The organism is Salinibacterium sp. TMP30, from assembly GCF_038397785.1.
Taxonomy (GTDB): Bacteria; Actinomycetota; Actinomycetes; order Actinomycetales; family Microbacteriaceae; genus Rhodoglobus.
In genome coordinates this window covers 1,407,118-1,432,439 of sequence record NZ_CP151642.1, presented here as the reverse complement: position 1 = coordinate 1,432,439, position 25,322 = coordinate 1,407,118, and the positions used below count along the sequence as shown (strand labels likewise).

At 58.2% G+C, this 25,322-nt stretch carries 27 protein-coding genes; 10 read left to right on the top strand and 17 right to left on the bottom strand.

Translation table 11 applies throughout. The features are described 5' to 3' along the window. The first annotated feature begins 30 nt into the window (after window positions 1-30). The 5 genes from AADH44_RS07000 to AADH44_RS06980 are packed head-to-tail and all read left to right on the top strand — an operon-like array spanning window position 31 to window position 4,981. Complete coding sequence (locus tag AADH44_RS07000; RefSeq protein ID WP_341951985.1) at window positions 31-846, top strand: ABC transporter permease; 816 nt, start codon at window positions 31-33, stop codon at window positions 844-846. Continuing rightward, complete coding sequence (locus AADH44_RS06995) at window positions 843-1,745, top strand: ABC transporter ATP-binding protein (protein WP_341951984.1); 903 nt, start codon at window positions 843-845, stop codon at window positions 1,743-1,745. Before AADH44_RS07000 ends, AADH44_RS06995 begins: the two co-directional genes overlap by 4 nt. Next, window positions 1,738-2,556 carry an ATP-binding cassette domain-containing protein gene (locus AADH44_RS06990; protein WP_341951983.1) on the top strand — a complete coding sequence of 273 codons (819 nt, stop codon included), beginning with the start codon at window positions 1,738-1,740 and terminating at the stop codon, window positions 2,554-2,556. Before AADH44_RS06995 ends, AADH44_RS06990 begins: the two co-directional genes overlap by 8 nt. Next, the gene (locus AADH44_RS06985; RefSeq protein ID WP_341951982.1) at window positions 2,556-3,362 is read left to right on the top strand and encodes an alpha/beta fold hydrolase; all 807 of its coding nucleotides are present in this window, start codon (window positions 2,556-2,558) and stop codon (window positions 3,360-3,362) included. Before AADH44_RS06990 ends, AADH44_RS06985 begins: the two co-directional genes overlap by 1 nt. A 26-nt stretch (window positions 3,363-3,388) precedes the next feature. Then, window positions 3,389-4,981, top strand: coding sequence for an ABC transporter substrate-binding protein (locus tag AADH44_RS06980; protein ID WP_341951981.1), 1,593 nt, complete (start codon window positions 3,389-3,391; stop codon window positions 4,979-4,981). 296 nt (window positions 4,982-5,277) lie between these two features. Here the strand turns inward: AADH44_RS06980 and AADH44_RS06975 are convergent, their stop codons facing one another. The 10 genes from AADH44_RS06975 to AADH44_RS06930 form a co-directional block, all read right to left on the bottom strand. Then, entirely contained in the window at window positions 5,278-5,868 is a 591-nt protein-coding gene (locus AADH44_RS06975) for an MFS transporter (protein WP_341951980.1), read from the bottom strand. Then, a complete protein-coding gene (locus tag AADH44_RS06970) occupies window positions 5,862-6,269 on the bottom strand; it encodes a hypothetical protein (RefSeq protein WP_341951979.1) in 408 nt (135 codons plus the stop codon). The genes AADH44_RS06975 and AADH44_RS06970 overlap by 7 nt, the downstream gene beginning before the upstream one ends. Further along, window positions 6,235-6,525, bottom strand: a complete 291-nt coding sequence (locus AADH44_RS06965; protein ID WP_341951978.1) for a hypothetical protein — start codon at window positions 6,523-6,525, stop codon at window positions 6,235-6,237. The genes AADH44_RS06970 and AADH44_RS06965 overlap by 35 nt, the downstream gene beginning before the upstream one ends. Then, window positions 6,525-6,833, bottom strand: a complete 309-nt coding sequence (locus AADH44_RS06960) for a metalloregulator ArsR/SmtB family transcription factor (protein WP_341951977.1) — start codon at window positions 6,831-6,833, stop codon at window positions 6,525-6,527. The genes AADH44_RS06965 and AADH44_RS06960 overlap by 1 nt, the downstream gene beginning before the upstream one ends. A 14-nt stretch (window positions 6,834-6,847) precedes the next feature. Next, window positions 6,848-8,122 (bottom strand): APC family permease, encoded by a 1,275-nt coding sequence (locus tag AADH44_RS06955; RefSeq protein WP_341951974.1) that lies wholly within the window; start codon window positions 8,120-8,122, stop codon window positions 6,848-6,850. 46 nt (window positions 8,123-8,168) lie between these two features. Further along, on the bottom strand, window positions 8,169-9,044 hold the full coding sequence (locus tag AADH44_RS06950; protein WP_341951973.1) for a hypothetical protein: 876 nt from the start codon (window positions 9,042-9,044) through the stop codon (window positions 8,169-8,171). A gap of 72 nt (window positions 9,045-9,116) precedes the next feature. Beyond that, the gene (locus AADH44_RS06945; RefSeq protein ID WP_341951972.1) at window positions 9,117-9,707 is read right to left on the bottom strand and encodes a DUF305 domain-containing protein; all 591 of its coding nucleotides are present in this window, start codon (window positions 9,705-9,707) and stop codon (window positions 9,117-9,119) included. A 90-nt stretch (window positions 9,708-9,797) separates the two neighbouring features. Further along, on the bottom strand, window positions 9,798-10,304 hold the full coding sequence (locus tag AADH44_RS06940; protein WP_341951971.1) for a DUF6153 family protein: 507 nt from the start codon (window positions 10,302-10,304) through the stop codon (window positions 9,798-9,800). Window positions 10,305-10,340: 36 nt separating this feature from the next. After that, window positions 10,341-12,269, bottom strand: coding sequence for a heavy metal translocating P-type ATPase (locus tag AADH44_RS06935; RefSeq protein ID WP_341954943.1), 1,929 nt, complete (start codon window positions 12,267-12,269; stop codon window positions 10,341-10,343). 720 nt (window positions 12,270-12,989) lie between these two features. Continuing rightward, window positions 12,990-13,232 (bottom strand): hypothetical protein, encoded by a 243-nt coding sequence (locus AADH44_RS06930; protein WP_341951970.1) that lies wholly within the window; start codon window positions 13,230-13,232, stop codon window positions 12,990-12,992. A gap of 550 nt (window positions 13,233-13,782) precedes the next feature. Between AADH44_RS06930 and AADH44_RS06925 the strand changes: the two genes are divergently transcribed. Continuing rightward, window positions 13,783-14,565 carry an SDR family oxidoreductase gene (locus AADH44_RS06925; protein WP_341951969.1) on the top strand — a complete coding sequence of 261 codons (783 nt, stop codon included), beginning with the start codon at window positions 13,783-13,785 and terminating at the stop codon, window positions 14,563-14,565. A gap of 682 nt (window positions 14,566-15,247) precedes the next feature. Here AADH44_RS06925 and AADH44_RS06920 read toward each other — a convergent pair. Genes AADH44_RS06920 through AADH44_RS06910 form a run of 3 tightly spaced genes read right to left on the bottom strand, consistent with a single transcriptional unit; the run spans window position 15,248 to window position 16,972 of the window. After that, window positions 15,248-15,733, bottom strand: a complete 486-nt coding sequence (locus tag AADH44_RS06920) for a heme-binding protein (protein ID WP_341951967.1) — start codon at window positions 15,731-15,733, stop codon at window positions 15,248-15,250. After that, window positions 15,730-16,185, bottom strand: a complete 456-nt coding sequence (locus tag AADH44_RS06915; RefSeq protein ID WP_341951965.1) for an NUDIX domain-containing protein — start codon at window positions 16,183-16,185, stop codon at window positions 15,730-15,732. The genes AADH44_RS06920 and AADH44_RS06915 overlap by 4 nt, the downstream gene beginning before the upstream one ends. A 10-nt stretch (window positions 16,186-16,195) precedes the next feature. Continuing rightward, window positions 16,196-16,972, bottom strand: a complete 777-nt coding sequence (locus tag AADH44_RS06910; protein WP_341951963.1) for an SDR family oxidoreductase — start codon at window positions 16,970-16,972, stop codon at window positions 16,196-16,198. A 54-nt stretch (window positions 16,973-17,026) separates the two neighbouring features. Here AADH44_RS06910 and AADH44_RS06905 point away from each other — a divergent pair, with 54 nt between their 5' ends. From AADH44_RS06905 to AADH44_RS06890, 4 genes are all read left to right on the top strand, one after another. Beyond that, window positions 17,027-17,599 (top strand): NfeD family protein, encoded by a 573-nt coding sequence (locus AADH44_RS06905; protein WP_341951961.1) that lies wholly within the window; start codon window positions 17,027-17,029, stop codon window positions 17,597-17,599. Beyond that, window positions 17,596-18,510 (top strand): SPFH domain-containing protein, encoded by a 915-nt coding sequence (locus AADH44_RS06900; protein ID WP_341951960.1) that lies wholly within the window; start codon window positions 17,596-17,598, stop codon window positions 18,508-18,510. The genes AADH44_RS06905 and AADH44_RS06900 overlap by 4 nt, the downstream gene beginning before the upstream one ends. Further along, entirely contained in the window at window positions 18,485-19,282 is a 798-nt protein-coding gene (locus tag AADH44_RS06895; protein WP_341951959.1) for a glycerophosphodiester phosphodiesterase family protein, read from the top strand. Before AADH44_RS06900 ends, AADH44_RS06895 begins: the two co-directional genes overlap by 26 nt. A 128-nt stretch (window positions 19,283-19,410) precedes the next feature. Continuing rightward, a complete protein-coding gene (locus AADH44_RS06890) occupies window positions 19,411-19,776 on the top strand; it encodes an RNA polymerase-binding protein RbpA (RefSeq protein ID WP_341951958.1) in 366 nt (121 codons plus the stop codon). Here the strand turns inward: AADH44_RS06890 and AADH44_RS06885 are convergent. The 4 genes from AADH44_RS06885 to tatC are packed head-to-tail and all read right to left on the bottom strand — an operon-like array spanning window position 19,773 to window position 25,315. Continuing rightward, window positions 19,773-20,498 carry a polyprenol monophosphomannose synthase gene (locus AADH44_RS06885; protein ID WP_341951957.1) on the bottom strand — a complete coding sequence of 242 codons (726 nt, stop codon included), beginning with the start codon at window positions 20,496-20,498 and terminating at the stop codon, window positions 19,773-19,775. The genes AADH44_RS06890 and AADH44_RS06885 overlap by 4 nt on opposite strands. Next, on the bottom strand, window positions 20,491-22,059 hold the full coding sequence (lnt, locus tag AADH44_RS06880) for an apolipoprotein N-acyltransferase (protein WP_341951955.1): 1,569 nt from the start codon (window positions 22,057-22,059) through the stop codon (window positions 20,491-20,493). Before lnt ends, AADH44_RS06885 begins: the two co-directional genes overlap by 8 nt. A gap of 9 nt (window positions 22,060-22,068) precedes the next feature. Continuing rightward, window positions 22,069-24,501: a DEAD/DEAH box helicase gene (locus tag AADH44_RS06875; protein ID WP_341951953.1), complete on the bottom strand. Its 2,433-nt coding sequence runs from the start codon at window positions 24,499-24,501 to the stop codon at window positions 22,069-22,071. Between the two features lie 55 nt (window positions 24,502-24,556). Continuing rightward, complete coding sequence (tatC, locus tag AADH44_RS06870; protein WP_341954941.1) at window positions 24,557-25,315, bottom strand: twin-arginine translocase subunit TatC; 759 nt, start codon at window positions 25,313-25,315, stop codon at window positions 24,557-24,559. Window positions 25,316-25,322: the final 7 nt, after the last annotated feature.

The following is a 25,322-nucleotide window of genomic DNA, read 5'->3' as shown; positions in this document are numbered from 1 at the left end:
GTTTCATCCCGAATCAGGAACCTTAGCCCAATGAGTGCTTCGTCGCGCCTCGTAATCATTGGTCTCGGCATCCTCGTCGCTCTTGCGGTCATCGCAATTGCTGCACCGCTGATTGCGCCCCATGACCCCGAAACGGTTGTTGTGGACCGGGTACTGGGCGCACCGAATTGGGAGTACCCGTTCGGGTCAGATGTTCTGGGGCGCGATGTACTGAGCCGCGTACTCTTTGGGTTGCGAGTCAGCCTCCTCGTGTCAGTATCTGCGGTGCTCGTGTCCACCGTCATTGCGATTCCGCTTGGTCTTCTTGCTGGATACTTTGGCCGCTGGATTGACACCACCATTTCACGCGGACTCGACATGATTCTTGTGCTCCCCGCCATGCTCATGGCCATAACGTTCATCGCCATTCTTGGCCCAGGAAGCACGGTAGCAGCGCTCGCTATCGCGGTCATCTACTTGCCTATCCTCGCCCGTGTCATGCGCGCCAGCACCCTAGTGGTGACTAGAAACGACTACGTGGCTGGCGCGCGAGCGCGCGGTGCAAGTCACATTCGTGTGTTGTTTGGGCACGTCGCACCGAACGCGCTGGGGCCGGTGATCGTTCAAGCGTCGGTGCTCAGCGCATTCGCTATTCAGCTTGAGGCTGGCCTCAGCTTCCTTGGGCTCGGAACTCAACCGCCGACGCCATCGCTTGGTGGGATGCTTGCGGACGGTCGTGATGTCCTCATTCAAGCACCCTGGGTCGAAATCTTTCCCGGTGTTGCGATAGTTGTCGCGGTGCTCGGCTTCACTTTCCTTGGCGAGGGCATCCGTCGAGCCTTTGACCCCAAAGGGGTTGCAGAATGAGCTCAATCCTGTCGTTAGGCGACGTCGCTGTGAGCTTTGCAGGTCATGGTGATCACGAAGTAAAGCCTGCGGTTGCTGGGGTATCCCTTGAGCTTCGCTCGGGAGAGATTTTCGGCATTGTCGGAGAAAGTGGTAGCGGGAAGAGCACACTGGCCAACGCGGTAATGGGGTTGCTGCCCGCCAACGCGTCTGTGACCGGCAGAATCCGGGTGAATGGCCGCGACGTTGTCGGCCTCGGCGACGACGAACTGCGTCAGATGCGAGGTCGCGAGGCTTCGATGATCTTCCAGGATGCGTCAGCCAGCCTTGATCCGACTTGGCCGGTCGGCGACCAAGTGGCGGAAGCCATTCGAGCACACTCGAAGATCAGCAGGCGCGCCGCGAAGGCACGCGCAATCGAACTCATGACCGAGGTAGGAATCGTTGACGCGACCACACGATACCGTGACGCACCACATCGACTCTCTGGCGGGATGCGTCAACGCGTCGTCATCGCGGCGGCTCTCGCTAACCGACCGAAGCTGCTCATCGCTGATGAGCCGACCACAGCACTCGACGTCACCATTCAAGCACAGGTGCTTCAGCTCATCGACAAGATGCGTCGCGACCATGACACGACGGTGCTGCTCATCACACACGACCTCGATGTTGTTGCCCAAGCGTGCGATCGGGTCGGCGTGATGTACGGGGGTGAACTGCTCGAGGTTGCAACTGCAGCGGAACTGTTTTCCTCTCCGCAACACCCTTATACCCGCGCGCTGCTTGCGGCAAACCCGACCACTGTTCCGCGCGGTACCCGGTTGCCGGTCATCCCGGCGAAGTGGAGTGTGGAGAGTCTGCAAGCGGCCGAACGCACGGCGACGGGAACTCATCTCAGCGAGGACTCAAATCATGACTGATCTACTGCACGTCGAGGGCCTATACAAGACGTACACAACAGGCGGATTGCCGTGGAGCCGCACCCATGTGCACGCACTCGACAATGTGTCGATCACCGTGCAGCGCGGTCAGACACTTGGTCTCGTAGGTGAGTCAGGGAGCGGTAAGAGTAGCCTAGGGCGTTGCATACTTGGACTGACTAAACCGGATGCTGGTTCTATCCTTTTCGAAGGCGTTGAGGTCCAGGGCCTCTCACGACGCGCGCTCGCAGCCTTTCGTCGACGCGTCCAGCCGGTGTTTCAGGACCCTTACGGAAGCCTGGATCCTCGATGGTCTGTTGGACGCAGCGTGCGTGAATCGCTCGATAGCTACCGCATAGGAACTCCTGCGGATCGTGAAAAGCGCACACTCGAGCTCTTTCATCGAGTCGGTTTGGATCCCGCGCTCGCGAGCCGCCCCCCGACGAACCTTTCCGGCGGGCAACGTCAACGCGTTGCCATAGCCGCGGCGCTCGCCAGCGAGCCGGAACTGATCATCGCCGATGAGCCGGTCAGCGCGCTCGACATGAGCGTGCAGGCTCAAATCCTCAACCTGTTTCGCGACCTCCAGGATGACCTTGGTGTTGCTTCAGTGTTCATCACCCACGACCTGGGCGTAGTCAAGCACGTCAGTGACGAGGTCGCGGTTATGCTGCACGGCCGCATCGTGGAGACCGGTGAGACCGAGGCCGTAATGAATCATCCCGTGCACGAGTACACCCAAACGCTTTTGAGCGCGATCCCGCGTCCAGCTAGCAGCCTCGATCCGACCCACCCAGCAAAGGAGAGCTAATGCCACAGGCACAAGTTAACGGAATAACTATCAACTACCAGATCGATGGCGAAGAGACCGGGAAGGGTTCCGTTGTGCTCATCAACGGGCTCGCCGACGATCTCGAGTCGTGGGACTTCCAGGTACCCGCACTCGTGGAGGACGGTTACCGTGTTCTGCGTTTCGACAACCGTGGCATCGGCAAGTCGGACAAGCCAGCCGGACCGTACAGCTCACGGATGCTTGCAGATGACGCGAAAGCTCTCGTCGATCTGCTCGGGTTCACTAAGTTCCACCTCATGGGGGTGTCAATGGGGGGAATGATCGCGCAGGAGTATGCGCTCGCCTATGCCGATGACTTGGCCTCGCTCACCCTGGGGTGCACCTACGGCAAAGCAGACGGCTTTTGCCAGAACATGTTCGGAATGTGGGGCGATCTTGCACAGGGGCTTGGCGTTCCGTTCGTGATGAGGGACGTCGCGCTCTGGGCCTTTACCGGTACGTTCTTCGAAGAACGTCCGGAGGACGCAGCCGAATTTGGTGAAGCCATGGCCTCACTTGACATGTCTTTGGGCGCCTACCTGTCCCAGCTCGCCGTGATTCAGAAGCACGACGCACTCGACCGGATCGGCAACGTCACCATGCCCACGCTAGTGCTGGCCGGCGAAGAAGACATTCTCATCCCGGTTCGCCTGTCGAAGAAGTTGCAGCAGGCAATTCCAGGCTCCGACTGGAAGACAGTCCCGGGCGGGCACGCCTGCTTGTGGGAAAGCCCGGACCCCTTCAATTCCGCGTTTATCGCATTCCTCAATTCCGTATCCAGCTAGCGCAATCGACAAAGGAAGAAGATCTCATGCGCATCACACAGCACCCGAAGGAAGAGCGGCCTCGCCGCCATCACAAAGCCAAAGCAACTGTGCTCGCGGCCGCTCTCATGTCTGCAGCACTGGTTCTCACAGCTTGCGCTCAGAGCGACCCCAATAGTGCAGACGGAGGTGCCGCAGCGATTAAAGATGGTGGCGACCTGCGCGCCGCCCTGACCGGGGAGCCCGACGTTCTCGATCCGGCCACATCGTCCATCTATACAGGAGCTCAGGTGTATGAGGGCATCTTCAGTAAGCTCATCGACGTCGATGCTTCCGGCGACTTTGTCGGTGATCTTGCGACCACGTGGACTCAGGACGATCCGACCACCTGGACGTTTGACCTAGTCACAAATGCCACGTTCCACAATGGTGAGCAGTTCAGCTCCGAAGACGTGAAGTACACATTCGATCGCATTCTCGACCCGGCAACCGCAAGTGCTTACGCCGGTCTCTACGAGCAGATTGACTCGGTCGACGCTGTCGATTCCGCGACAGTGGTCTTTCATCTGAAGGCGCCATTCGGTCCGTTTCTGACTAACCTCGCCACAAATGGTCAGATCGTTAACAAGAAAGCGATCGAAAGTAGTGATCCTGCCCGCAACCCCGTGGGCACCGGTCCGTTCCAGTTTGTTGAGTGGGTTCAGGGTGATCACATCACGGTTGAAAAGAATCAGAGCTACTTCAAGGCGGGGCTTCCTCACCTCGACTCGGTGACCTACCGGTTCCTTCCGGTGGACCAGAGCCGAATCGACGCTCTTTCTGCGGGCGAAATCGACTGGGCGGATGCCGTCCCGCTCCAGCAAGTAGAAGCGCTGAAGCACGACCCGAGGTTCACCTATGTGACGAGTGCCGTGGCTGGTATTCCGGACTTCCTCGCCCTGAACACCACAGCGGCACCCTTCGATGACGTGCGAGTTCGTCAGGCAATCGCATTGGCGATCGATCGTTCAGACATCCGTGATGTCGCGTACCTTGGCACGGGGGAGCTCGGACTTCAAGAGGTGCCGACGGGCTCCAGCTGGTACGACGAAACTGGAATCTTCGGGGCGACCCCAGATACTGTACGCGCAAAGGAACTCTTGGCTGAAGCCGGCTACGCAGATGGGTTGACCGTTGAGTACCTTGGGCTGTCGCAGTACCCCGAGCTGCTCAAGACCGGCCAGGTTGTTCGTGACCAGTTGAAGGCTATCGGCGTAGACATGACGATTAAGGCCGTCGATGTTTCTGTCTGGTACGACTCTTTCGTTTCCGGCGACTACCAGATCACTAGTGCCTACCAAGAGCGCACCATCGATCCGGACAACTTCTATTCACTTGTAATTAAGTCAGGCGGCCCGATTAACACGACAGGTTACTCCGATCCGGCTGTTGACACTCTCATCGAGAAGGCAGCCACAAGCACGGATGACACGGAGCGCGCAGACCTATACGCGCAGATCCGGGCGCAGGTTACTGAGGCGGCTCCTCTGGTGTTCACGCACTATGAGACTCTCAATTACCTGATGAGTAACAAGGTTTCCGGTTCGGTCATCACACCGACCCTGAGCCTGCATATGGAGGACATTGGCTTCACCCAGTAGCACAAGGTTCGACTAAGCAAGACCTGCGGTGGTGTTCCGGTGAACCGCACCGGAACACCACCGCATCGCGGTTTCTTAGATTCGGGCACAAGAACAGGATGCTTCACCCATCGTGGAACACCATTCCACTCACCGTTTCACCGTCAGCGATGACACATCGATTTTGCACAGAGGCAAAACGACGGGGCAACCTCTTCAGGCTTCCGAGAAGCGACCGAATACTATATGGCGGAGTCAGAGCTGCTTTTGTCGGGAGATGGGGTCTTCCTGCCTTAGTGAAACCATTCGCGCCGGGGTCAGCCGGCCGTAGCGGCTGCAGACTGTTCACTTGTGTGGCGCAGTCTGTGCGCGAAAGCGAATGCTGTTGCGCTGACGGTCGTGACTACTGCGACGGCTAACAGCACGAGAACTGCGAGCGTGAGGCTACTGGCACCAATCAATCCCGCGATGGGATAAGTGACAAGGAAGCAGGCGTGCGAGAGCGCGAACTGTGCCGTATAGACGAGGTTGCGATTAGCGGGTGTTGAGGCATCCGCTAGCAGTCGAGACGACGGGGTGTTGACGAGAGACGTACCCATCCCGAGCATCATCCACGTTGCCAGAAGCCAACCCCATCCGCTCGAAGAAGGGGCGGCGACTGCAGTGACGATGACCGCAGCGCTCAGCCCAATCGTGATTAGCAACGTGCTGGTGATAATTGTACGGATCACTCCGAAACGTTCTACGAGCGGGGGAATGTTGAGTGCAATCAGCAATGATCCAACGCCGAAAAAGGCCAGCATGATTGCGAGAGCCGAGCCGCCGAGCTCGAAAACGCTGCGAGCGTAAACGACGGAGTTGACGAGAACGATGGCGGTTCCCGCGGCAACGACCACGTTGGTCAGCAAGAGGAAACGCAGCGTATTGTGCGGGCAAAAATCTTTAGGCCGAGGGGGAGTCGCTGCCAGAGCGTCGTCGAAACTGGCTCCTCGGCGCGAACGGGGATTCGTGACGCCAGCACGAGTGTCGCGGATCCGGCGAACCCGATTGCCGTGCCCACAAAGAGGTTGTTATAGCTGACCACCGTGAGCAGCGCTGCCGCACTCAGTGGGCTCAATTGCGATTCAAAATCGTAGGCCAGACGCGACAGTGACAGCGCTTGAGGATATGCCCGCGATCTCACAAACACGGCAGGGATCAGGGATGGGAAGGCAGGAGTGAACGTAGCCGGTGCGGATTGCAAAACGAAGACCAGCAGATAAATTTGCCAGGTTTCAGTGACAAAGGGCAACATGAGCGCAATCACCACCCCGCACCGCGTCTGCAGTTACGAGAACCGCCTTCTTGGGCATCCGATCGACGATCGCTGCACTGAGTGGAGCGACCCCAACGTAGGCGACCATTTTGATCGTCAATGCGGTGCCCAAAACCGCACCGGCCGCGTCACCCGCTAGGTCGAATGCGAGTAAGCCCAAGGCGACTGTGAGCAAGCCGGTTCCGAGTAGCGCGATCACTTGTGCGGAAAACAGTTTCGCGTACGTAAGGTTGCGCAGTACTTTCAGCACTAGCGATCCGCGGAAAAGGCGGGGTTTGCGGCGCAGTGGTGTGCCGGATCACTGCTCAATGAGTGCTCAGCTTGGAAGACCGCCTCAGTTACCAGTTTGCGCGCATGCTCGTTTGCCAGCCAATAGAAGTTTTTCATTCCCTCCTGACGGATGAGTACGATCCTCGCTAGTCGCAGTTTCGCTAAGTGCTGCGACACTGGTGCCGGCGATTTCTGGACGATATCAGCGAGGTGATTCACAGAGAGCTCTTCTTCCCGCAGAGCGAGAATGATCCGCACACGCGTCGCAGCAGTGAGCATCGATAACACTTCGACCGCGAGCTCTACAGAGTCCGGACCGTCACGACCTGCGCGATAACTATGGCGGCCGCAACCACCGCTGCGACTATGACGGTGAAGAGATCGCTCTGAACCTTGAGGATCGTGAATGGGATCAGAATCGCCAAATCGAGCACGATGGTCAGCATCGGGAGCCAAATGCGGGCCTCAATTTTTGACCGAAGGTGACGAATAACGCCCCACTGCACAGCCATATCCATCGACAAGTACAGGAAGACACCCATCGATGCGATCTGGCTGAGGTCAAGAAAAACCGTGACAAGGATTGCGAGCACAGCGGTGATGATCATCGGCTGATGGCGCACAGATTGTGGCAGGGACGGGGCCTGATGCATGTTCTGCAGCATCTCGTAGAGCCGAGACACCGAGTAGAGACTGGCGAGTAGACCGGAGAGGGTGGCGACTACGGCTATCGCAACCGTGATTCCAACGCCCCATGCGCCAAAGAACGGTTCTGCAGCCTGGGCCAACGCATAGTTGCGGGCATCGACCGCGCCCTGCCCGCCGATACTGGAACTCACAGCCACGGTGATGAGTAAGTAAAGAACGGTGCAGATGGCGAGCGAAATCAGAATTGAGCGTGCAATGTTGCGTTTTGGGTCACGAATGTCATCACCCTGATTGGTGATGGTAGTGAAGCCTTTGTAGGCGAGCACACACAGTGTAGTGCCAGCAAGAAGACCGACGACATCGAGTGGATCACCCGTTGACTGTGCAAGGAATCCATCGCCAACAGCGGCGACACCAATGAGACCCGCGATCGCGAGGACGGCAATTCCCATAATCTTCAACACCGCGGTGATCATCGCGGAACGTTCTACGAGCGTGTTGCCGATCAAGTTGACGATGGCGGCCACAACGATTGCGGCGACACCCAACACGGGAACGAGAATCACAGAGTCTTGGAGCCCAAACGGTCGAAGCAAGTAGGTGCCGAAAGTTCTCGCTAGGAGGCTCTCTGCCACCACCATCGAGACATACATGAACAGGGAGAACGACCCAGCCGCTATACCCGGGCCATACGCATCCTTGAGCAGCATGGCAATGCCACCAGAGGATGGGTTCACGCTGGAATAGCGAACATAGGAGTAGGAACTGATCGCAGCGACGATTGCACCGAGGAGGAAGGCGAGCGGGAAGAAATCTCCCGCGAATTCGGCGACCTGACCGACAAGTGCGAAGATCCCCGCGCCAATCATTACACCAGTGCCGAGGGAGATGGATCCCGTCAACGAGATTTTATCCGTGCGATTAGGCATGCCTTTTCCTTTCCATCCGTGACTCGTGTGGGGCGGGCAGTGACAACTATTCTGCAGAAATGACGGTAGTCCACGTTGTGCCTCCGTCACGAGTGATGACAACGCCGCTCTCGCCAGCGACAGCGATAACGCCATCGTCGCTCATAGCGATGGCCGCTGCGCCTCCCATGACGACACCGGCTGAAGTCCATACGGCCTCGGCCTCCGCAGACCCGACCCAGAGCTCGCCATCGGGTGCAATTCCGACTATCCCGGCCTGCCGTGTGGCATCCGGTGCGATAACAATCAATGTCGGTCCTGACAGTGGCGAGAAAGTGTCGCCGCCGTCGCGGCTGACAACAAGTCCCTCCGAGGTTGTAGCGGTCAGCAGCGTCGGATCGGCACTATCGATGCTGACATCACGGGCGGTCAATGGCGATGCTTCAATGAACGTTCGTCCCCCGTCAACGCTGCGCAACAGCACAGGCCTGTCGGAGGGGAGCCCGACGATCAGCTCCGGATCCGCGGGAGTGGTGCTGAGGTTATGGAAGTCGGTAACTCCAGCTAAAGAGACTTGCTCCCAGCCGGCAGCCGAGTCGTGCATCACGATACCGATGTGCGGTGCGGTGAACGCATCATGATTCTGTGTTCCGGGGTGTCCTGAGACGAAAATGGTGTCGCCCTGGGCGGCTAACCCCATCGCATCAAATGCGACGTCTCCGACAAGCCCGGTGTCGCCGGTGTCAAGGTTTACCTCGTAGACGCCGTCATGAGAGCCGACAAGGAGTGTGTTGTCGGTGCTGAACGCTACGTCGTGGATGTGCTGAATCGCCAGCGGTTCGGAGGGGGAGCCCGCCGGTGCTGACGTGCACGCCGTAACAGCAATGGGTAGTGAGAGGCCAAAAATTATGCCGGACAGAAGCCGACGTGAAGAGGAAAGCATGGTGAATGTCCTTCGTGACAGAGAGTGTGGAGGGGATGGCCCGCCCTCGCTAGACGGCGAGCCATCCGGAGGTTACAAGGTGCTGAGGATGTCCCGCATGACGGTGATCTCCGCAGTCTGTGCGTCAATGATTTGCTGTGCGAGAGCCAACACTTCCGTGTTTTGCCCGCCTTCAGCTTCCACCAGGGCCATATCGATTGCCCCTTCATGGTGCACAATCATTTGTTCCAGAAACAGGCGGGATGCTTCGTCGCCGGTGGCGGATTCGAGGTCAGACATGTCGGTGTCGGTCATCATCCCGTCGCCGTGGTTCATCCCTGCCATACCGGATTCGCTGTCGATGCCCCAGTCATCCAGCCAGCCACTCATCAGTGTGATCTCGGGACCCTGCGCGGCTTTGATGTCCTCGGCGAGGGCGAGCACCTGGTCGTCGACTCCATTCTTCGCGATAAGCATGTCGGCCATCTCGACCGCTTGCTCGTGGTGCGGAATCATCATGACTGTGAACATGACGTCAGCATTGTTTGCATCCGTAACTAGTACAGAGTCTGTCGGGCCGGAAGCGGGGGACTGGCCTGTTTGGGTCATCGCAGCAGTGCATCCGGTGAGGGCGAGTAGCGCTGTTAAGGCCATAGCGGTCGTGGCCGCAACTCGAATATTCATGGTTGTGGTTCTCCTAATTGGTCGGTGATAGGCGCACGACCAGAAAGATCGGGCGCAAGGCATGTCGACGATGAGTCGACAAAGCCCAGATCACGTGCGACTAATACAGAGAACGTTCAGGGAGGGGGCTCGCGGTGGCTGCCCAACGTGGCGTTGAGGCGATGCGGCGAAGGAGAGGAGTCGGGTTGCTTGCCGGGGCCATCCGGTCAACAGTCGGGGTGCGGCCAGCAGCAGACTTGCGGTGAGGAGAGCGAACACGCACCACATGAGTGCCATCGACATGTCTTCGGAGCAGCCTAGGCAGTCGGGACCAGAGATCGCGTTCGCTACTTCGAGGGGCTCATGATGTGACCCGGCGCTCATGGTCGCGCTATCGGCAGTCATCACGGTGTTGGTGTGCGGTGTGGCCGAGGCAAACGAATGCATTGCCAGAATTCCGATGATGACCGCCACGGTGAGGATCAGCAGGATGCTTGTTCGCAACGCTCGATTGAGACTGCCGGGGCGTGGGCTCGCCGAGTTGCGCTCGAACATTGCGCGCAGTTCGCGAACATGCTCAGCACCGCGAAAGTATCGCGCAGCAATGACCTGTGACATGGGTTCTCCTCGACCTAGCCTACGTCCCGCTTGCCGTTACTGGCTGGTGAATCTCTCGGGACTCAGATTGAGCCGCCGCAGCGTCTGGGCGTTCAGTGCGACAACAATCGTGGATAGTGACATGAGGATGGCGCCGACCGACATCGGCAAGATAAATCCGATTGGTGCCAGGATCCCGGCGGCCAACGGAACGGAGATGATGTTGTATCCGGCCGCCCACCAAAGGTTCTGCTTCATCTTTCGGTACGACGCGCGAGAGAGCTCGATTACTGACACCACAGAGCGAGGATCATCGCTAGCAAGGATCACACCCGCCGAGGCGATAGCGACGTCGGTGCCCGCTCCAATAGCGATCCCGACATCCGCCTGAGCAAGCGCTGGTGCATCGTTGACGCCGTCGCCGACCATGGCAACCTTCTGCCCCTCTGATTGTAGCTGTTTCACGTTGATGGCTTTATCTTCGGGTCGTACTCCTGCAAAGTACTGATCGATACCGAGTTCTTTGGCGACGGAGGATGCGACCGCTTCCGCATCGCCAGTGATCATAACGACGCGAACATTCCGATCGTGGAGTGCCGCGATGGCCTCTCGTGACTCAGGGCGCACTTCGTCTGCGAGCCGGAAAGCTCCGGCGACCTTTCCGTCGACCAAGACGTGGAGGATGATTGCTCCCTGCTCTGCCCATTCTGCGGTGACTGGCAGTTCAGAACCGCCTTCTTGCTCGAGGAGGTAGGGGCCACCAACTTGCACACTGCGGTCAGCAACACGAGCACGCACCCCCACTGCGGGAGATGACTCAAAGTCGCTCGAAGCGGGCACGGATAATTCGCGTTCGTGAGCTGCGGCGACTATCGCTTTCGCAAGGGGGTGTTCCGAGTCGGACTCGGCGGCGGCCGCCCATGCGAGAAGCTCGTTCGCATCGAAGTCGCCTGTGGGTTCGATAGCGGTCACGGCGGGGGTGCCTTTGGTGAGGGTGCCGGTCTTGTCGAAGATCACCGTATCGATCGTGCGCATACTTTCTAGAGCCAACCGATCTTTCACCAGTACTCCGGCCTTAGCTGCTCGTTCAGTGGAGATCGACACAACCAGCGGAATTGCGAGACCGAGGGCGTGCGGGCAGGCGATGACGAGCACGGTGATTGTGCGTACAACAGCAGCATCTGGCAGACCTAGTGCTGTCCACACCATTGCAGTTATCACTCCAGATCCGAGTGCGAACCAGAAGAGCCAGGCCGCTGCGCGATCAGCAATCCGTTGAGCCCGCGACGACGAGCTTTGTGCTTCAGACACCAGTTTCTGGATGCCCGCAAGCGTTGTGTCATCGCCAACAGCGGTGATCTCGACCCGCACGCCTGAGTCAGTGGCTACGGTGCCGGCGACAACAGCGTCACCTTCACTGCGACGGACAGGACGGGATTCGCCGGTGATCATGGACTCGTCCATACTGGCCGAGCCTTGAACCACTCGACCATCGGCGGGAACGCGGCCGCCCGGTCGAACGACCACGATATCGCCAACTCGCAGTTCTGCTGGCGCAACGGTTACCGTCTGCTCACCGTCAACCCGTTCGGCCTCATCGGGGATGAGTGCAGCAAGCGAATCTAACGCCGACGTTGTCTGCGCTAGGGATCGCATTTCGATCCAGTGCCCGAGCAGCATGATCACAATGAGGAGTGCTAGCTCCCACCAGAAGTCGAGTTCATGGTCGAGAATTCCTAGGCTGGCACCCCATGATGCGATAAAAGCGACGGTGATTGCTAGCGCAATGAGGAGCATCATTCCTGGTTGTCTGCTGCGCAGTTCGCTTACCGCGCCAGTGAGAAATGGTGAACCGCCCCACACATACATGGCCGTTCCTAGTACGGGGGAGACCCACGTGACCAATGCTGTATCGGGGAGTGAGTACCCGAGCAGCATTGCAAACATTGGCGAAAAGACGACCACAGGAACGGCGACGATCATCATTATCCAGAAGAGCCGCCGAAATTTTGCAACGTGATCGCTATGGCCAGCGTGTCCGTCGTGCTGGTGCTGAGATTTCGAAGTCGTGGTGGTCTCACCGGTCATTGCGTGGTGTTCTGAGTGTGCATCGTTGGGCGCAGCCGTGGAGGTCTTGCCAGTGTCTTCGTGATGGCTCATGGGAGCCTCCCTAAAATTTTGGTCAGGAATGCACTACGCCGGCTATTGCTTCGTCGGCTTCGCGGATCTTTTGAGTTGCGACGCTGCCGCCCACCTATCGTGCCGCTGCGACGCAGTGGCCCCAATAGTCACTGAGCAACGACAGAGTAACCGACTCGAGGGCCTTGGTAGCTGCGGAAACTTGGGCGCAGCCACTCATAAACACCATACCCCCCTAGAGTATTTTCCGCATTCGCTCATTACGTAGTTCGGTGGGCGGAGGGCATCGTTGCGACGGAGCCGAAAGGCGCGACTTGCGACGAGTGCGGTGATCTTGCCCAACTGGTCCAGTCCAATTGCCAGCACGAAACCCAAAGCGGCCGCTATACCTGTCATGTATTTGTCTTCTTTGAATGCCTTCGGGAACACTTCAGTGGCTAGCGAGGCAGTGACCGCGCCGCCCGCGACGCGTCGGATTAAACCCAACGCTGGATCCGGCACTCCTGCAAGGAGAGGGTTGCCGGCCAAGGCCGCAGCGGAAAGTGAAGCAACCTGAAGTGGGCCCGCTCAGATGAGCGCTACTCCGAGGGCCAAGTTCTCTGGGATCCCGTCGAGGGTAATTACGGCGAGGAGCCCACCGCCACTATTGGACCCCAGCTTCTTCTTTACCGTTCTGTCGAGAACAGTGAACGCGGCAGCACCGAGAAGTACACAGCCAGCGACGGCCCACAGAGGTGCGACGTCGGTTGCGGGCTCAATGAGCTCGAGCACAGCGGAAACAACGAATATCACCGCAATGGTTAAGAACACAAGGAGCCTCTCGCAAATCTGCTGAGACGATTGCTGCTGGGGTGGCAGAGCCAGCCGACGGGTCCGACGCTCGATGCCGCAAAACAACCGCTGGCCTGCTGAGATTCGGTGACTCCTCCGCTCATGTCGAACATTATGCGCTGCGGGACACTGCGATGCAAAGAGGAAGAGCATACGCATTTCTGATCACATTCGACACGTCATGGGTAGCTGCTGAAGTTCTCGGCGAGGATTGCGAATAGGTGAAATATCGACTGACCATCGAAAACCTAGGCCTCGGTCCTCCGCCGCCTCAAAGCTACGGGGCGCGATCGAGAAAACGACTCGCGGACGAGTCGGGCCGCGAAGATTCTCGCGGTGTGTGCAGCTGTCACGCGGACGCGCTTGAAAGAATCCACACAGTGAGCGAATGTATGCTAACGATTGTCTAACGTTTTGACGCATGGCATCTGACTTTTTGAGCCGACGTAGTGCGTCGGACAGGCTAACCCGCACGACCCCAGCGCCGCGAAAATTCTTTCGAACGGCGAATCAACTCGAAAGGTTAATCATGAATCGCTTCTCAGATCGTGTCGTTCTCATTACTGGTGGAGGGTCGGGCCTCGGTCGCGCGGCTGCCGTTCGTCTCGCGACGGAGGGCGCAAAGCTTGCACTCGTCGATATTTCCGAGAGTGGTTTGGCTGATTCCGTGAGTGCTATCTCGGAAGTTGTTCCCAATGTCGACATCCTCACCGTCGTCGCCGATGTTTCCCAAGAAGAGGATGTCGATCGCTATGTCTCGGAGACGGTCGCGCGGTTCGGTCGTATTGACGGCTTTTTCAATAACGCTGGCATCGAGGGCAAGCAGAACCGCACTGAAAACTACACTGCCGCCGAGTTCGATAAGGTCCTCGCAATCAATTTGCGCGGCGTCTTTCTCGGGCTCGAGAAGGTCCTCAAGGTGATGCATGAACAGGGATCTGGGATGGTCGTTAACACCGCGAGTGTCGGCGGAATCCGTGGCATCGGTAATCAGTCCGGCTACGCAGCGGCGAAGCACGGTGTGGTCGGCTTGACCCGCAACTCCGGGGTGGAGTACGCGGAGTTTGGCATCCGAATCAACGCAATTGCCCCTGGCGCAATTTGGACACCAATGGTGGAGAACTCGATGAAGCAACTTGATGCTGAGGATCCGCGTGGCGCCGCGCAGCAGTTCATTCAGGGAAACCCCACCAAACGGTTCGGTGAGGCCCCCGAGATCGCTGCGGTTGTTGCGTTCCTTTTGAGCGACGACGCAAGCTACGTCAATGCGACGGTCCTTCCCATCGATGGAGGACAGTCCTACAAGTACTAAGTCGATGCAGGGGAGTGGGCGGCATATGGAACCGCTCGCTCCCGTTCTCTTACTCGTCGTGGTTTCGTGGACTGTGTTCACAAGGCAGGCGCCTTGGTGACTCATAGCCAGTACTCGTGCCAGACAGCTTTCGGCGCTGTATAACCGCGCACAGACAATCTATGCAGAGATGAATGGTTCCAGCCGCTGGAATAGCACCTGCGGTGAGAGCGGCACGTTCAACTGAGCGGTGATAGTTACGCACTCGATTAACTGACATAATGTGCATTATCGGATACCAATTTCGAGTTCGTCACGATGAGATGCATCGTGTGATTCACCCGCATTGGTGCTGATCGCCATTACAAGCTCGTTTCCCGTGTCGAACTCAACAGATCTGGCGTAGCTGACATAACGAAATCATCGGCGGTATTTACCGGGCTGCTGTCTGCGGCGCATCAATGGTGCTGTTTTCTGCCGCCGGTGACCGCCATAGCGGCTGTGGCCGTGAACGCCGCGATCGCCTAGGTGTCTAGATCACTGATGCGGCTCCCCCGGGCAGATCGCTCGTCAAGTGAATAGTCGTGGCGTCTGGCGCTGAATTCGACCCACCACTACAGGCTACACCCTTTTTATGAGAATGTATCAAATAAATTGACCCGATGCGGATGGCGGCCGCGCTCTCCCTCTCCGCGACAGCGGCCTAGGAGTTCGGGTTTCGACTATCCACGAAGCGCTTCAGCGCTTCGGCGGCGGCTTCGTGATCGACTGCATCCGGCTCCCCCGACATCGTAAGGGTGCCCACGACCGCACCATCAACGCGCAGCGGAATGGATCCACCGTGAGCCTTGAATCTGTCGTGCTCGACATCTGTTCGCTCTTCGAAAGGCGTACCCGCATCAAGATGGCGCAACTTCACTAGGAGCGATGGCTCACCGAATCGTGTCGCTGTCGAGGCCTTACCGGCGAGCCACGGGTCATTGTCGGTATTCGTCGACTTCAGTTTCGCTCGGAACACCACATCGTCGCCGAGGACTATCTCGACGGCCAGATTCAGGTCCCATTCTTTGATGACTTGTATGGCGACCAATCCGAGCGCGACAGCGTCGTCATTAGTCATCGGCCCGCAGTCGACCGAGTTGAGATACTCAAGGTCGGCCACCGCGTACTCAGGAAAGGCTCGGCTCATCGGTTCATCTCCTCAAGCTGTGCGCGAACCACACTGACGAGCTCAGTCGGCTCATACCGGTCGGTTGTGGCGGCGAGCTCGTCGAGCGTCCACCAGCGATGCGCAAGAACGTCGACGTGCTCATCATCGGTCCACAGCGCATCAGACGGCTCGAACGCATCCGTCTCCGCTCGGTAGAAAACGGCATGACCAGTGTCATGGTCGGCGGCATCCCACCCGACCTCAAAGTCGTGCGACCACACCGGAGCGCCTAGGTCCGCCAGCACGAGCCCTGTCTCTTCCTGCAGCTCACGCACAGCAGCCTCATGGTGCGACTCCCCCGGATCGACACCTCCACCGGGCGTCAACCAGCGTGCAACGCCAGTTGTGTCTGGTGCTTTCGTGAGGAAGAGCAAGACACGCTGATCACGATCGAACAGCAGTACGCGGCTGGTGGCCCGGTTCACCGGCATCCGAAACTCGTTACCTATTGAGGAAGTCAGAAACGTCGCCGACGTAGCGCGTGTTGTTTTCTGGGATCGGCTCAACGGCGGCGGAAGCGACTTCGGCCGCAAACTCACCCACGTTGTACAGGCGGCCAGCGGCCTCCTTGCGAGCCTCAATGGCACCGGGGTTTGCGCGTTGGAGCAGCGTTGCCGTGATTGTTCCCTCGATCATGTCGCCCGAGACAACAACGAAACTGATGCCCTTGGCGTCAAGCTCCGGGATCAACTCGCGCAGAGCATCCTCACCAGCACGCTTACTGAGGGCAACCGGTACGTACTCAGGCATCGTGTCGACGGTGCGAATGAAATGTGCCTGGTGGCTCGTCACAAAGACCACGCGCGACCCTTCGTGCAGCAGCGGCAACATCGTCGTCAAAAAGTTGACCTGCGCGTCACGGTTGAGCTTCATGGCGTAATCCTCAGCCATGCCCCCTTCCATGCCACCGGATGCATTCAGCACCAATATATCTAAGCCACCGAACTCAGACTTCACGGTCTCGAACAACGCTGAAACGCTCTCAGGGTCGGTGAGGTCAGCGCCTATAGCAATTGCCGAACCGTCGGTCTCATTGAGCTGGGCCACTAACTTGAGCGCGCGAGCCTCCTTGTTGCGGTAGTTGATCGCAACGCGTGCGCCGGCCTGCGCAAAATAGGCGGCAGTGTCGGCACCAATCCCCCGCGATGAGCCGGTAATAAGCGCGCGAGCGCCATCGAGCGAGTGGGCTGTCAGAGGGTTCAAAGTTTCGCTATTCACGCTACGACTTTAGCGGTCGAACCGCCGCCGCGCAGTGATGTAGGTGCTAGCGTCATGAATGAAGATTTGTTGAACTGCGCAACGATGAAGGGCGCCAGCACAATGCTCGTTGATCTAACCCAATACTTGTGGATCCTGTGGCTTGCCCTTGTTGTGCTGTTCATCGTGATCGAAGTACTCACGCTTGAGTTCACCTTCCTCATGATCGCTGCCGGAACGCTGATCGGTGGGCTCGGAACCAACCTCCTCGGTGGTCCGTGGTGGCTGCAGATCGCTCTGGCGGCAGCCTTCTCGGGTCTGCTTATTTTCACTATTCGTCCGGTGCTTTTGATGAACCTTGAGAAAGGCGCAGATCCGGCGAAAAGTAATGTCGACGCACTCTACGAACTCGGCGGACGTGTAACCGGCGCATTCGCGAACGGAGTTGGCGAAGTCAAGCTCGACAACGGCGAAACCTGGACCGCACGCATCGACGACCGCTCCCCCGCATCCGCAATCCCCGTCGGCGAACGCGTTGCCGTTGCCGCAATCGAAGGCGCCATCGCTGTCGTCGTTCCTGAACCATCCGAACCCCGTACCGCCGAGCCTCGAGCGACCACAAAGCCGCCGAGAAAGGAAGAAAAGTGATTGATCCCGCTGGCTTCATAGGCCAGATCTTCGTGGTGATACTCCTCGTAGTTCTCGCCCTATTTGTAATCGCGACCCTGTTCCGTGCGATTCGCATTGTTCCGCAAGCCCGCGCAGGAGTTGTCGAACGCCTGGGAAAGTATCGCAAGACGCTTCTGCCGGGACTCAACATCCTCGTGCCGTTCATTGACCGAATGCTGCCACTCCTCGACCTGCGTGAACAAGTCGTCTCGTTCCCGCCGCAGCCTGTCATCACAGAGGATAACCTCGTCGTCTCCATCGACACCGTCGTATTCTTCCAAGTCACGGATGCTCGTGCCGCGACCTATGAAATCGGCAACTACTTGGGTGCCGTCGAGCAACTGACCACCACAACACTGCGAAACGTCGTCGGTGGGCTGAACCTCGAAGAGGCGCTCACCAGCCGCGACAACATCAACTCGCAATTGCGCGTCGTACTCGATGAAGCGACCGGCAAGTGGGGCATCCGCGTCGGACGCGTTGAACTCAAAGCGATCGATCCACCCCTGTCAATTCAGGACTCGATGGAGAAGCAGATGCGTGCCGAGCGTGACCGCCGTGCGCAGATCCTCACGGCCGAAGGAACCAAGCAGGCTGCGATCCTCGAAGCCGAAGGTTCACGTCAGGCTGCGATCCTCGAAGCCGAAGGTCAGGCCAAAGCTGCCGTGCTTCGTGCCGACGGTGAAGCCGCTGCCATCAAGACGGTCTTCGCCGCGATCCACGAGGGCGATCCCGACCCGAAGCTTCTGGCGTACGAATACCTCCAGACGCTGCCTAAGATTGCAAACGGTGATAACAACAAGATGTGGATCATTCCGTCTGAACTGACGGAAGCGCTCAAGGGTATTGGTGAAGGATTCTTTAGTGGCAAAGGACCAGTCGGGCGCTAGCGCCAACTCCTCTTACCTCTCCCCCGCAGGCCCCCGCGTGCTCGCGCACCGAGGGCTTGCGGTCGAGGCCCCCGAGAACACGATGCTTGCCTTCGCGAAGGCCATAGCAGCCGGGGCGCACTACATCGAGACAGATGTTCATGCGAGCCTCGATGGTGTCGCCGTCGTCGCTCACGACCCCAGCCTCGTGCGCGTCGCCGGCCGAGATCTCAAGGTCGAGCAGCTCACCATGGCGGAACTGCGACGAATCGACCTGGGCAATGGTCAAGGCTTCTGCTCCCTTCCTGAAGCTCTCGATGCGTTCCCGGAGACACGATTCAACATCGACGTGAAATCTCGAGGAGCGGTGTCGCCGACCGTGCGCGCTATCCAAGATATTTGGGCAACTGATCGCGTGCTGGTGACCTCATTTGATGAGAAACGCCGGGCCGCAACAGCACTAGAGCTGCCGGGCGTGGCGAGTTCAGCATCAGCGGGGCGTTTCTTGCTGGCATTGCTCGGTGCCAAAACAGGCATTTCGCCAGCTGTGCGTCGCGCGCTCAACGGCCTCGTCGCCATCCAAGTGCCCGAGAAAGCGCTAGGGTTGCGGGTGACCACTCAGCGGGTGATTCACCGTGTACACGATCTCGGACTCGAGATGCATGTATGGACGATTAATGAACCGCAGCGAATGCGTCACTTGCTCGATCTCGGCGTCGATGGAATCGTCACCGACCGAGCAGATCTGGCCCTCGAAGTCGTGGCCTCGCGCGCCCAACCCGGCTGTGCATAATCCACGTCTTAGCAGCGAAAATGTTGTCAAAGACTGACAACTCACTGTGAACACTGCGCGCTTGGAAGCATTCGTTCAGCAAGAGGGTCTATTACTTGTAGAGACCGCGAATTGAAGGAGGCCACACGATGGCAGATCGCAGCTTGCGCGGCATGAGACTTGGAACCCAGAGCCTACAGAGCGAAGAGGGTGTCGAGTTTTCCCCGCGGAAAAAGAGCACATATAAGGCAGCCGACGGCAACACGTTCGAAGTGATGTTTTCGTCCGACGCCGAGGTTCCCCAGCAGTGGCACGATGCCAAGACTGGTCAAGAAGGAACACTGCTCGATAGCGAAGGTGAACTCGTCGAGCTCGACCTAGTTGACGTCAAGACTCCCCGTAGTCATTGGGACATGCTTCTCGAACGTCGCACGCGCCCCGAACTAGAAGAACTTCTTCAGGAGCGTCTCGACTTCCTGCGGGCCCGTCGGGGTCAGCAGAAGATCGGCGCTTAACGACGTACTGTTTTCAGGGTCGCCGACAGCCCCCAACCGGTGACCCTGAGCAGTGCCTCTGCAACAATTCCTGCATGCATTTTTGACCGTCCTGTAGAACGCTCAACGAATGTGATCGGATGCTCTACCACTCGGTAGCCCGCACGTTCCAAGGTCCAGGCAAGCTCCACTTGGAAGCAGTACCCCTGCGACGAGACACCCTCTAGACCAAGCTCTTGTAGCGCGCTGGCTCTAAATACTCGGTAACCCGCAGTGAGATCCCTGATGTCTGACCCGAGGACTGCACGCGCGTAGGCGTTACCTGCTCGCGAAACACTGTGCCGAAACCAGGGCCAATTCTTCACCGACCCGCCGTCGACCCAGCGTGAACCAATCACCAAATCGTTTCCTGCTTTCGCCAGCTTGATCATGGCGGGAAGATCTGTGGGATCGTGTGAACCGTCAGCGTCAATTTCTACAATGTAGTCATAACCGCGGTCGAGAGCGAGCGTGAAACCGGCAAGGTATGCCTTTCCTAGGCCCTCCTTTTTTGCGCGATGCAGCACAGAGATGCCAGGATCTGTTGCGGCAAGCTTGTCGGCCCGCTCCCCCGTGCCGTCGGGGCTCGAGTCGTCAACTATGAGCACGTGAGCTCGTGGCACTGCCTGCCTGAGTCGACCGACGATTGAGGAAATGTTTTCAATCTCGTTATAGGTGGGCACGACTACGACAACGTTAGGCATTGTTTCTCCGTCCAGCTAGTGCTGCGACGATAAGCGCGCCGAGTCCGATTCCTGAAACAAGCCATTCAAGTTCGCGACCCCACAGAACGGCGGGGGTGATGGTGCTGCTCAACGGAACATCTTCGATCATCGCTGCGGCGGTATACCAGGGTAATTCGGCAATCGTAGATCCGTCGGGGGCGATGATCGCACTCAGACCAACCGTCGAGATGTTGACGACGCTCCGCCCGAGCTCTAATGCTCGAATCCGCGCTGTCGCCAGCTGCTGGGCACTCTCATCGGTGCGCCCAAAGTCGGCGTTGTTGGATGACGCGATGATGACTTGCGCACCCTGCTCGACTGACTCAGTAAGAATTTGATCATCGACAATGTCGAAGCAAATGTTTACACCAACGATGACATCGTTGACGTCGAACACCATATCGGTGGCGCCAATCGTGTAATCACGGGCAATCAGTCCGATGAGATCAGGCGCAAACTGCGCCCAAAAGTCGCGATTCGGAACATATTCGCCGAACGGAATAGGGTGGCGCTTGTCGTAGATATCTACGACACCGTCCCCGGGCTTCCAGAAGATTTGGCTGTTGTAGATATTGCCGTCACGTTCCGTGATGTCACCGGAGATGAGCGGGGCACCTGCTTGCTCAGTGACATAGTCGAACGCGGAGGCGGCGTACGTATTGTTCAGCGGTGAAACATCTGTGCCGCCCTCGGGCCACACGACCAGATCGAGGTCCTCGCCATAGAGCGGTTGAGTCGCCTTAAGTTGTGCGTCGAGTAGGTCTCCACGCTCGCGCTTATCAAAATATCCGGCTTTGCCGTTTCCTTGCACCGCGCCAACACGAAGGGACCCCTCCGTAACGACAGACCATGTCGGAACGTTTACCAGGAGCGTGAACACAGCGACCGGAACGAATGCTGTTCTCAACGCTCGCGACACATGCTGTGACCGCTCATCGAGGGGAAGTTCACGGTAGTGCAGCCACGAATACTCGATCGCAGCCAAGGAAAGCGCGACCACAAGAACCATCACAAAGCTGACGCCAGAAATGCCCAGCCAGGAGAAAAGCTCCGCGAGGGGGCTCTCTGACTGAGATTGCGCAACCCGGCCCCACGCGAAACCGCCGTACGGCCATACGCTCGCCCACGCCTCGCGTGCTGTCCATAAGCCCGCGACAACAATCGCCAGCCCAATCGTGGAGCCCCACCCCGGGCCGAACACGCGAGGCAGCCATCGATACGCCAAAGTGATTGCGAGGGTTCCGACGGCAAAGAAAAGTGCTTCAAGAATCGACAGCGCAGACATGGGCACTGGGCCCAAGAACAGCGATGCCCATTGAATATGTGTGAAATAGAATGCAGCACCGGCGAGGAAGCCAATGAGCAGCGCACCGCCGACATTTCTCCCGCGCGCAGCGATCAAGACGAGTGCGATGCCGAGGAAAGTTATCGGCCACACACCCTTATCAGGGAATCCCGCATCCAGTATCGGGCCAGCAGCAAGTGCCGTAATGGCTGCTGCCCAGAGGGGCAACACAGCGACGGGTTTGTGAATTATCACTCGTTGAGCCTAAGCGACAGAACTGTAAGCAACGATTCCCCGACGGATGCTGTCGAGCGCCTTGCGTGCCGCTCGACCGACATCACCGTCGGCGACTACCGAGAGCTGGTCGAGGAGATCGATTGCCTGCTTCGTGGAGCGTACAAAGTCGCCAGCTGCCATGTCGGCCAAGTCGAGCACTGAGTCGAGGTTGGCGCCGTTCGCCCACCGGTACATCGCAAGCGAAAGTCCGGTAGACAGCGGCTGGCTCCCGGGAAGACGATTATCTCGTTCGAGGTCGTCCAGTTTCGCCCACAGGGTGGAGGTCTTGTCGAACGCTTCGCGAAATGGCCCGCGTGGGAGGTAGCGGTCGCTGAGATCCCCTTCATCGCGACGCGGTTCATAGACGAGCGTGGTTGCCATCGCCGCCATTGATGCAGCGTCCAGATCCTTCCAGAAGCCGTGACGAAGACATTCGGCCACGAGCAAATCACGTTCGCCATAAATACGTCGCAGTATTCGGCCGTGCTCATTGAGGGTCATCTCGCCGTTGGCGCCCGGTTCAATGTATTTGAGCTGCGTCAGCACATCAGTAACGCGATCGAAAATTTTTGCCACAGCTCCCGTGCGGTTCTGAATCTGACGGCTCAGCTGATCTGTCTCCCGCTTGAGACGCCACCACCGCTCCGCCCACCGAGCGTGAGTTTCACGCTCGGTGCAGGCATGACAGTCGTGTTTGCGCATCTGGCGACGCAGGTCGGCAAGCTTGCGTTGGCGTCGCTCGCGCTCGGCCCGCTGGCTCGGATCGTTCTTTGGTTGGGCTTTCTTCTCGAGGTCATTCAATTCACGACGGATGCGGGAATACTCACCAAAGTCGCCCAGATGGCATTGCATCGATTTCTCGTAGCCCTCGAGCGAGCTCTTCTGAGAACGAACCTTGCGTGCGAGATCGACCACAGCACGGTCTGCCTGGAACTGCGCGAAGCTCGACTCCAAGATCTCGCGCGTGTGCTCCCGACCAAATAATTCGATCAGGTTTACCGCCATGTTGTAGGTCGGGGTGAAGCTTGAATTCAGCGGGTAGGTGCGGCGCGATGCAAGTGCTGCCACTGCCTGAGGATCCAGGCCGTCGACCCACTGGATGACCGAATGGCCCTCGACGTCGATGCCGCGGCGGCCTGCGCGACCGGTAAGTTGCGTGTACTCCCCCGGAGTAATCGGAACGCGAGCCTCACCATTGAACTTCTCGAGTTTTTCCAGCACGACAGTGCGCGCTGGCATATTGATGCCCAGAGCAAGAGTCTCGGTCGCAAAGACAGCTTTGACGAGCTTCTTCTGGAAGAGCTCCTCGACGACCTCTTTGAAAGCGGGGAGCATCCCGGCGTGATGCGCAGCAACGCCACGTTCTAGGCCATTCAGCCACTCCCAATAGCCAAGAACGGCAAGGTCCTCATCGAGCAAGGTGCGGCAGCGGGCTTCCACAATTTCTCGGATCTCATCACGCTCCTGCACCGTCGTGAGGCGAACACCGGCACGAAGAACCTGGTTCACCGCCTGATCGCAGCCCATGCGACTGAAAATGAAGAAAATTGCAGGCACAAGATTCTTAGATGCAAGCATCGCGACAACATCGGCGCGATCCATTCGAGTGCGAGCCGGCCGACCTCCACGCGCTTGGTAGCGTCCGCTGTCTTTACGTTGCCGTGCGCTCAAGTTTCGGCCGCCGAATCGTGCCATTTGGACGAGTTCAGGGTTCACCCGGTTAGTGGCGGCGAGCCCGGACGAGTCAAAGAGGTCAACGAGCTTGCTAGCGACGAGAACATGCTGCTCTAGGGGCACTGGACGCTCTTCAGAGACGATAACTTCTGTGTCACCGCGAACGGCCTGCAGCCAGTCGCCAAACTCTTCAGCGTTCGAGACGGTGGCACTGAGAGACACCATGCGAACATCGTCAGGAAGGTGGATGATCACCTCTTCCCACACAGCACCGCGGAAGCGATCACCCAGGAAGTGAACTTCATCCATCACGACAGTGCTGAGGTTTCGCAGCAGATCTGATTTGGCGTACAGCATATTGCGCAATACTTCGGTCGTCATGACAACGATGCGGGCACCGGCATTGACGTTGGTATCGCCCGTCAACAAACCCACATTTTCGGGGCCGTACTCGGTGACAAGTTCTTGGAACTTCTGATTGCTGAGCGCCTTCATCGGGGCGGTGTAAAACACCTTGGGGCCATTGAGCTGCATTGCCCGATAGATTGCGAACTCGGCGATGATGGTCTTGCCTGCACCGGTTGGCGCTGCGACCAAGACGCTCTTGTCATCCTCGACGACGTGGCAGGCCGACAATTGAAACTCATCGAGATCGAACCGCTGGCTGGCACGGAAAGCTTCGAGCACGGGGTATCCGCGACGCTTCTTAGCCGCAGCGAAGCGTTCGGCGGGAGACAGATCACTCATTCACTACAGCCTAAGCGGTAGCAGCAGAGGCGGGTGCAGCATGCGCGGTATCAGGCTAGACGTCTGCGCCTACCTCCGCATCAATCTTTGCCGCGCGTTTAGCGGCTCGACGATCATGGAGCCAAGCGATGAGGGCGGCAATGAAATAGAGCACAATCATGGGGATCGCCAGCAAAAACATCGAGATGACATCTGCGGCGGGGGTGGCGATTGCGGTGAAGACGCAGATCGTCAGAATTGCAATTCGCCAGCCCTTCAGGATCGCCTGTGCGGATAGCACCCCAACGAAGTTCAACAGAACAACAAACACCGGAACCACGAAGGCGATTCCCACGGCGAGCAGCAACTTCACTATGAAGTCGTAGTAGTACTTCGCGTTGAGGTTCGAGAGATCCTCCTCACCCGCGAATCCCAGCATAAGAGTGATGATGTTAGGCATGACGTACCAGCCCGCTGCACAGCCGGCGAGAAATAGTGGAATCGCTGTCGCGAGAAAACCGATCGCATACTGTCGTTCTTTGCGGACAAGACCCGGTACGAGAAACGCCCACACCTGGTACAGCCAGATCGGGCTCGCGGCAACGATAGCCACGGTAAAGGCGATCTGCATCCGGATGTCGAAAGCTTGCGTGACGGCGTCGTAGTTAAGGGCTGCGCCTCGCCCCGTCGACTCAGCAATATTCGTAATTGGAGCACGCAACGCACTTATGAAGAAGTCAGCAAAAATGAATCCAACCACTGCGGTGACCAGAATCGCTATCCCTGAAATGAACAGCCGTTTCTTGAGTTCTACGAGATGTTCGCCGAGCGACATCCGTTCG

Bases quoted from the DNA above. Each gene is read 5' to 3' on its own strand.
- AADH44_RS07000 (WP_341951985.1), top strand. From the start codon at position 31: ATGAGTGCTTCGTCGCGCCTCGTAATCATTGGTCTCGGCATCCTCGTC.
- AADH44_RS06950 (WP_341951973.1), bottom strand. From the start codon at position 9,044: ATGCTTTCCTCTTCACGTCGGCTTCTGTCCGGCATAATTTTTGGCCTC.
- AADH44_RS06875 (WP_341951953.1), bottom strand. From the start codon at position 24,501: ATGAGTGATCTGTCTCCCGCCGAACGCTTCGCTGCGGCTAAGAAGCGT.
- AADH44_RS06915 (WP_341951965.1), bottom strand. From the start codon at position 16,185: ATGCCGGTGAACCGGGCCACCAGCCGCGTACTGCTGTTCGATCGTGAT.
- AADH44_RS06885 (WP_341951957.1), bottom strand. From the start codon at position 20,498: ATGCCTAACGTTGTCGTAGTCGTGCCCACCTATAACGAGATTGAAAAC.
- AADH44_RS06925 (WP_341951969.1), top strand. From the start codon at position 13,783: ATGAATCGCTTCTCAGATCGTGTCGTTCTCATTACTGGTGGAGGGTCG.
- AADH44_RS06920 (WP_341951967.1), bottom strand. From the start codon at position 15,733: ATGAGCCGAGCCTTTCCTGAGTACGCGGTGGCCGACCTTGAGTATCTC.
- AADH44_RS06890 (WP_341951958.1), top strand. From the start codon at position 19,411: ATGGCAGATCGCAGCTTGCGCGGCATGAGACTTGGAACCCAGAGCCTA.
- AADH44_RS06940 (WP_341951971.1), bottom strand. From the start codon at position 10,304: ATGTCACAGGTCATTGCTGCGCGATACTTTCGCGGTGCTGAGCATGTT.
- AADH44_RS06955 (WP_341951974.1), bottom strand. From the start codon at position 8,122: ATGCCTAATCGCACGGATAAAATCTCGTTGACGGGATCCATCTCCCTC.
- AADH44_RS06935 (WP_341954943.1), bottom strand. From the start codon at position 12,269: ATGATGATCGTCGCCGTTCCTGTGGTCGTCTTTTCGCCAATGTTTGCA.
- AADH44_RS06990 (WP_341951983.1), top strand. From the start codon at position 1,738: ATGACTGATCTACTGCACGTCGAGGGCCTATACAAGACGTACACAACA.
- AADH44_RS06985 (WP_341951982.1), top strand. From the start codon at position 2,556: ATGCCACAGGCACAAGTTAACGGAATAACTATCAACTACCAGATCGAT.
- AADH44_RS06980 (WP_341951981.1), top strand. From the start codon at position 3,389: ATGCGCATCACACAGCACCCGAAGGAAGAGCGGCCTCGCCGCCATCAC.
- AADH44_RS06945 (WP_341951972.1), bottom strand. From the start codon at position 9,707: ATGAATATTCGAGTTGCGGCCACGACCGCTATGGCCTTAACAGCGCTA.
- AADH44_RS06995 (WP_341951984.1), top strand. From the start codon at position 843: ATGAGCTCAATCCTGTCGTTAGGCGACGTCGCTGTGAGCTTTGCAGGT.
- tatC (WP_341954941.1), bottom strand. From the start codon at position 25,315: ATGTCGCTCGGCGAACATCTCGTAGAACTCAAGAAACGGCTGTTCATT.
- AADH44_RS06905 (WP_341951961.1), top strand. From the start codon at position 17,027: ATGAATGAAGATTTGTTGAACTGCGCAACGATGAAGGGCGCCAGCACA.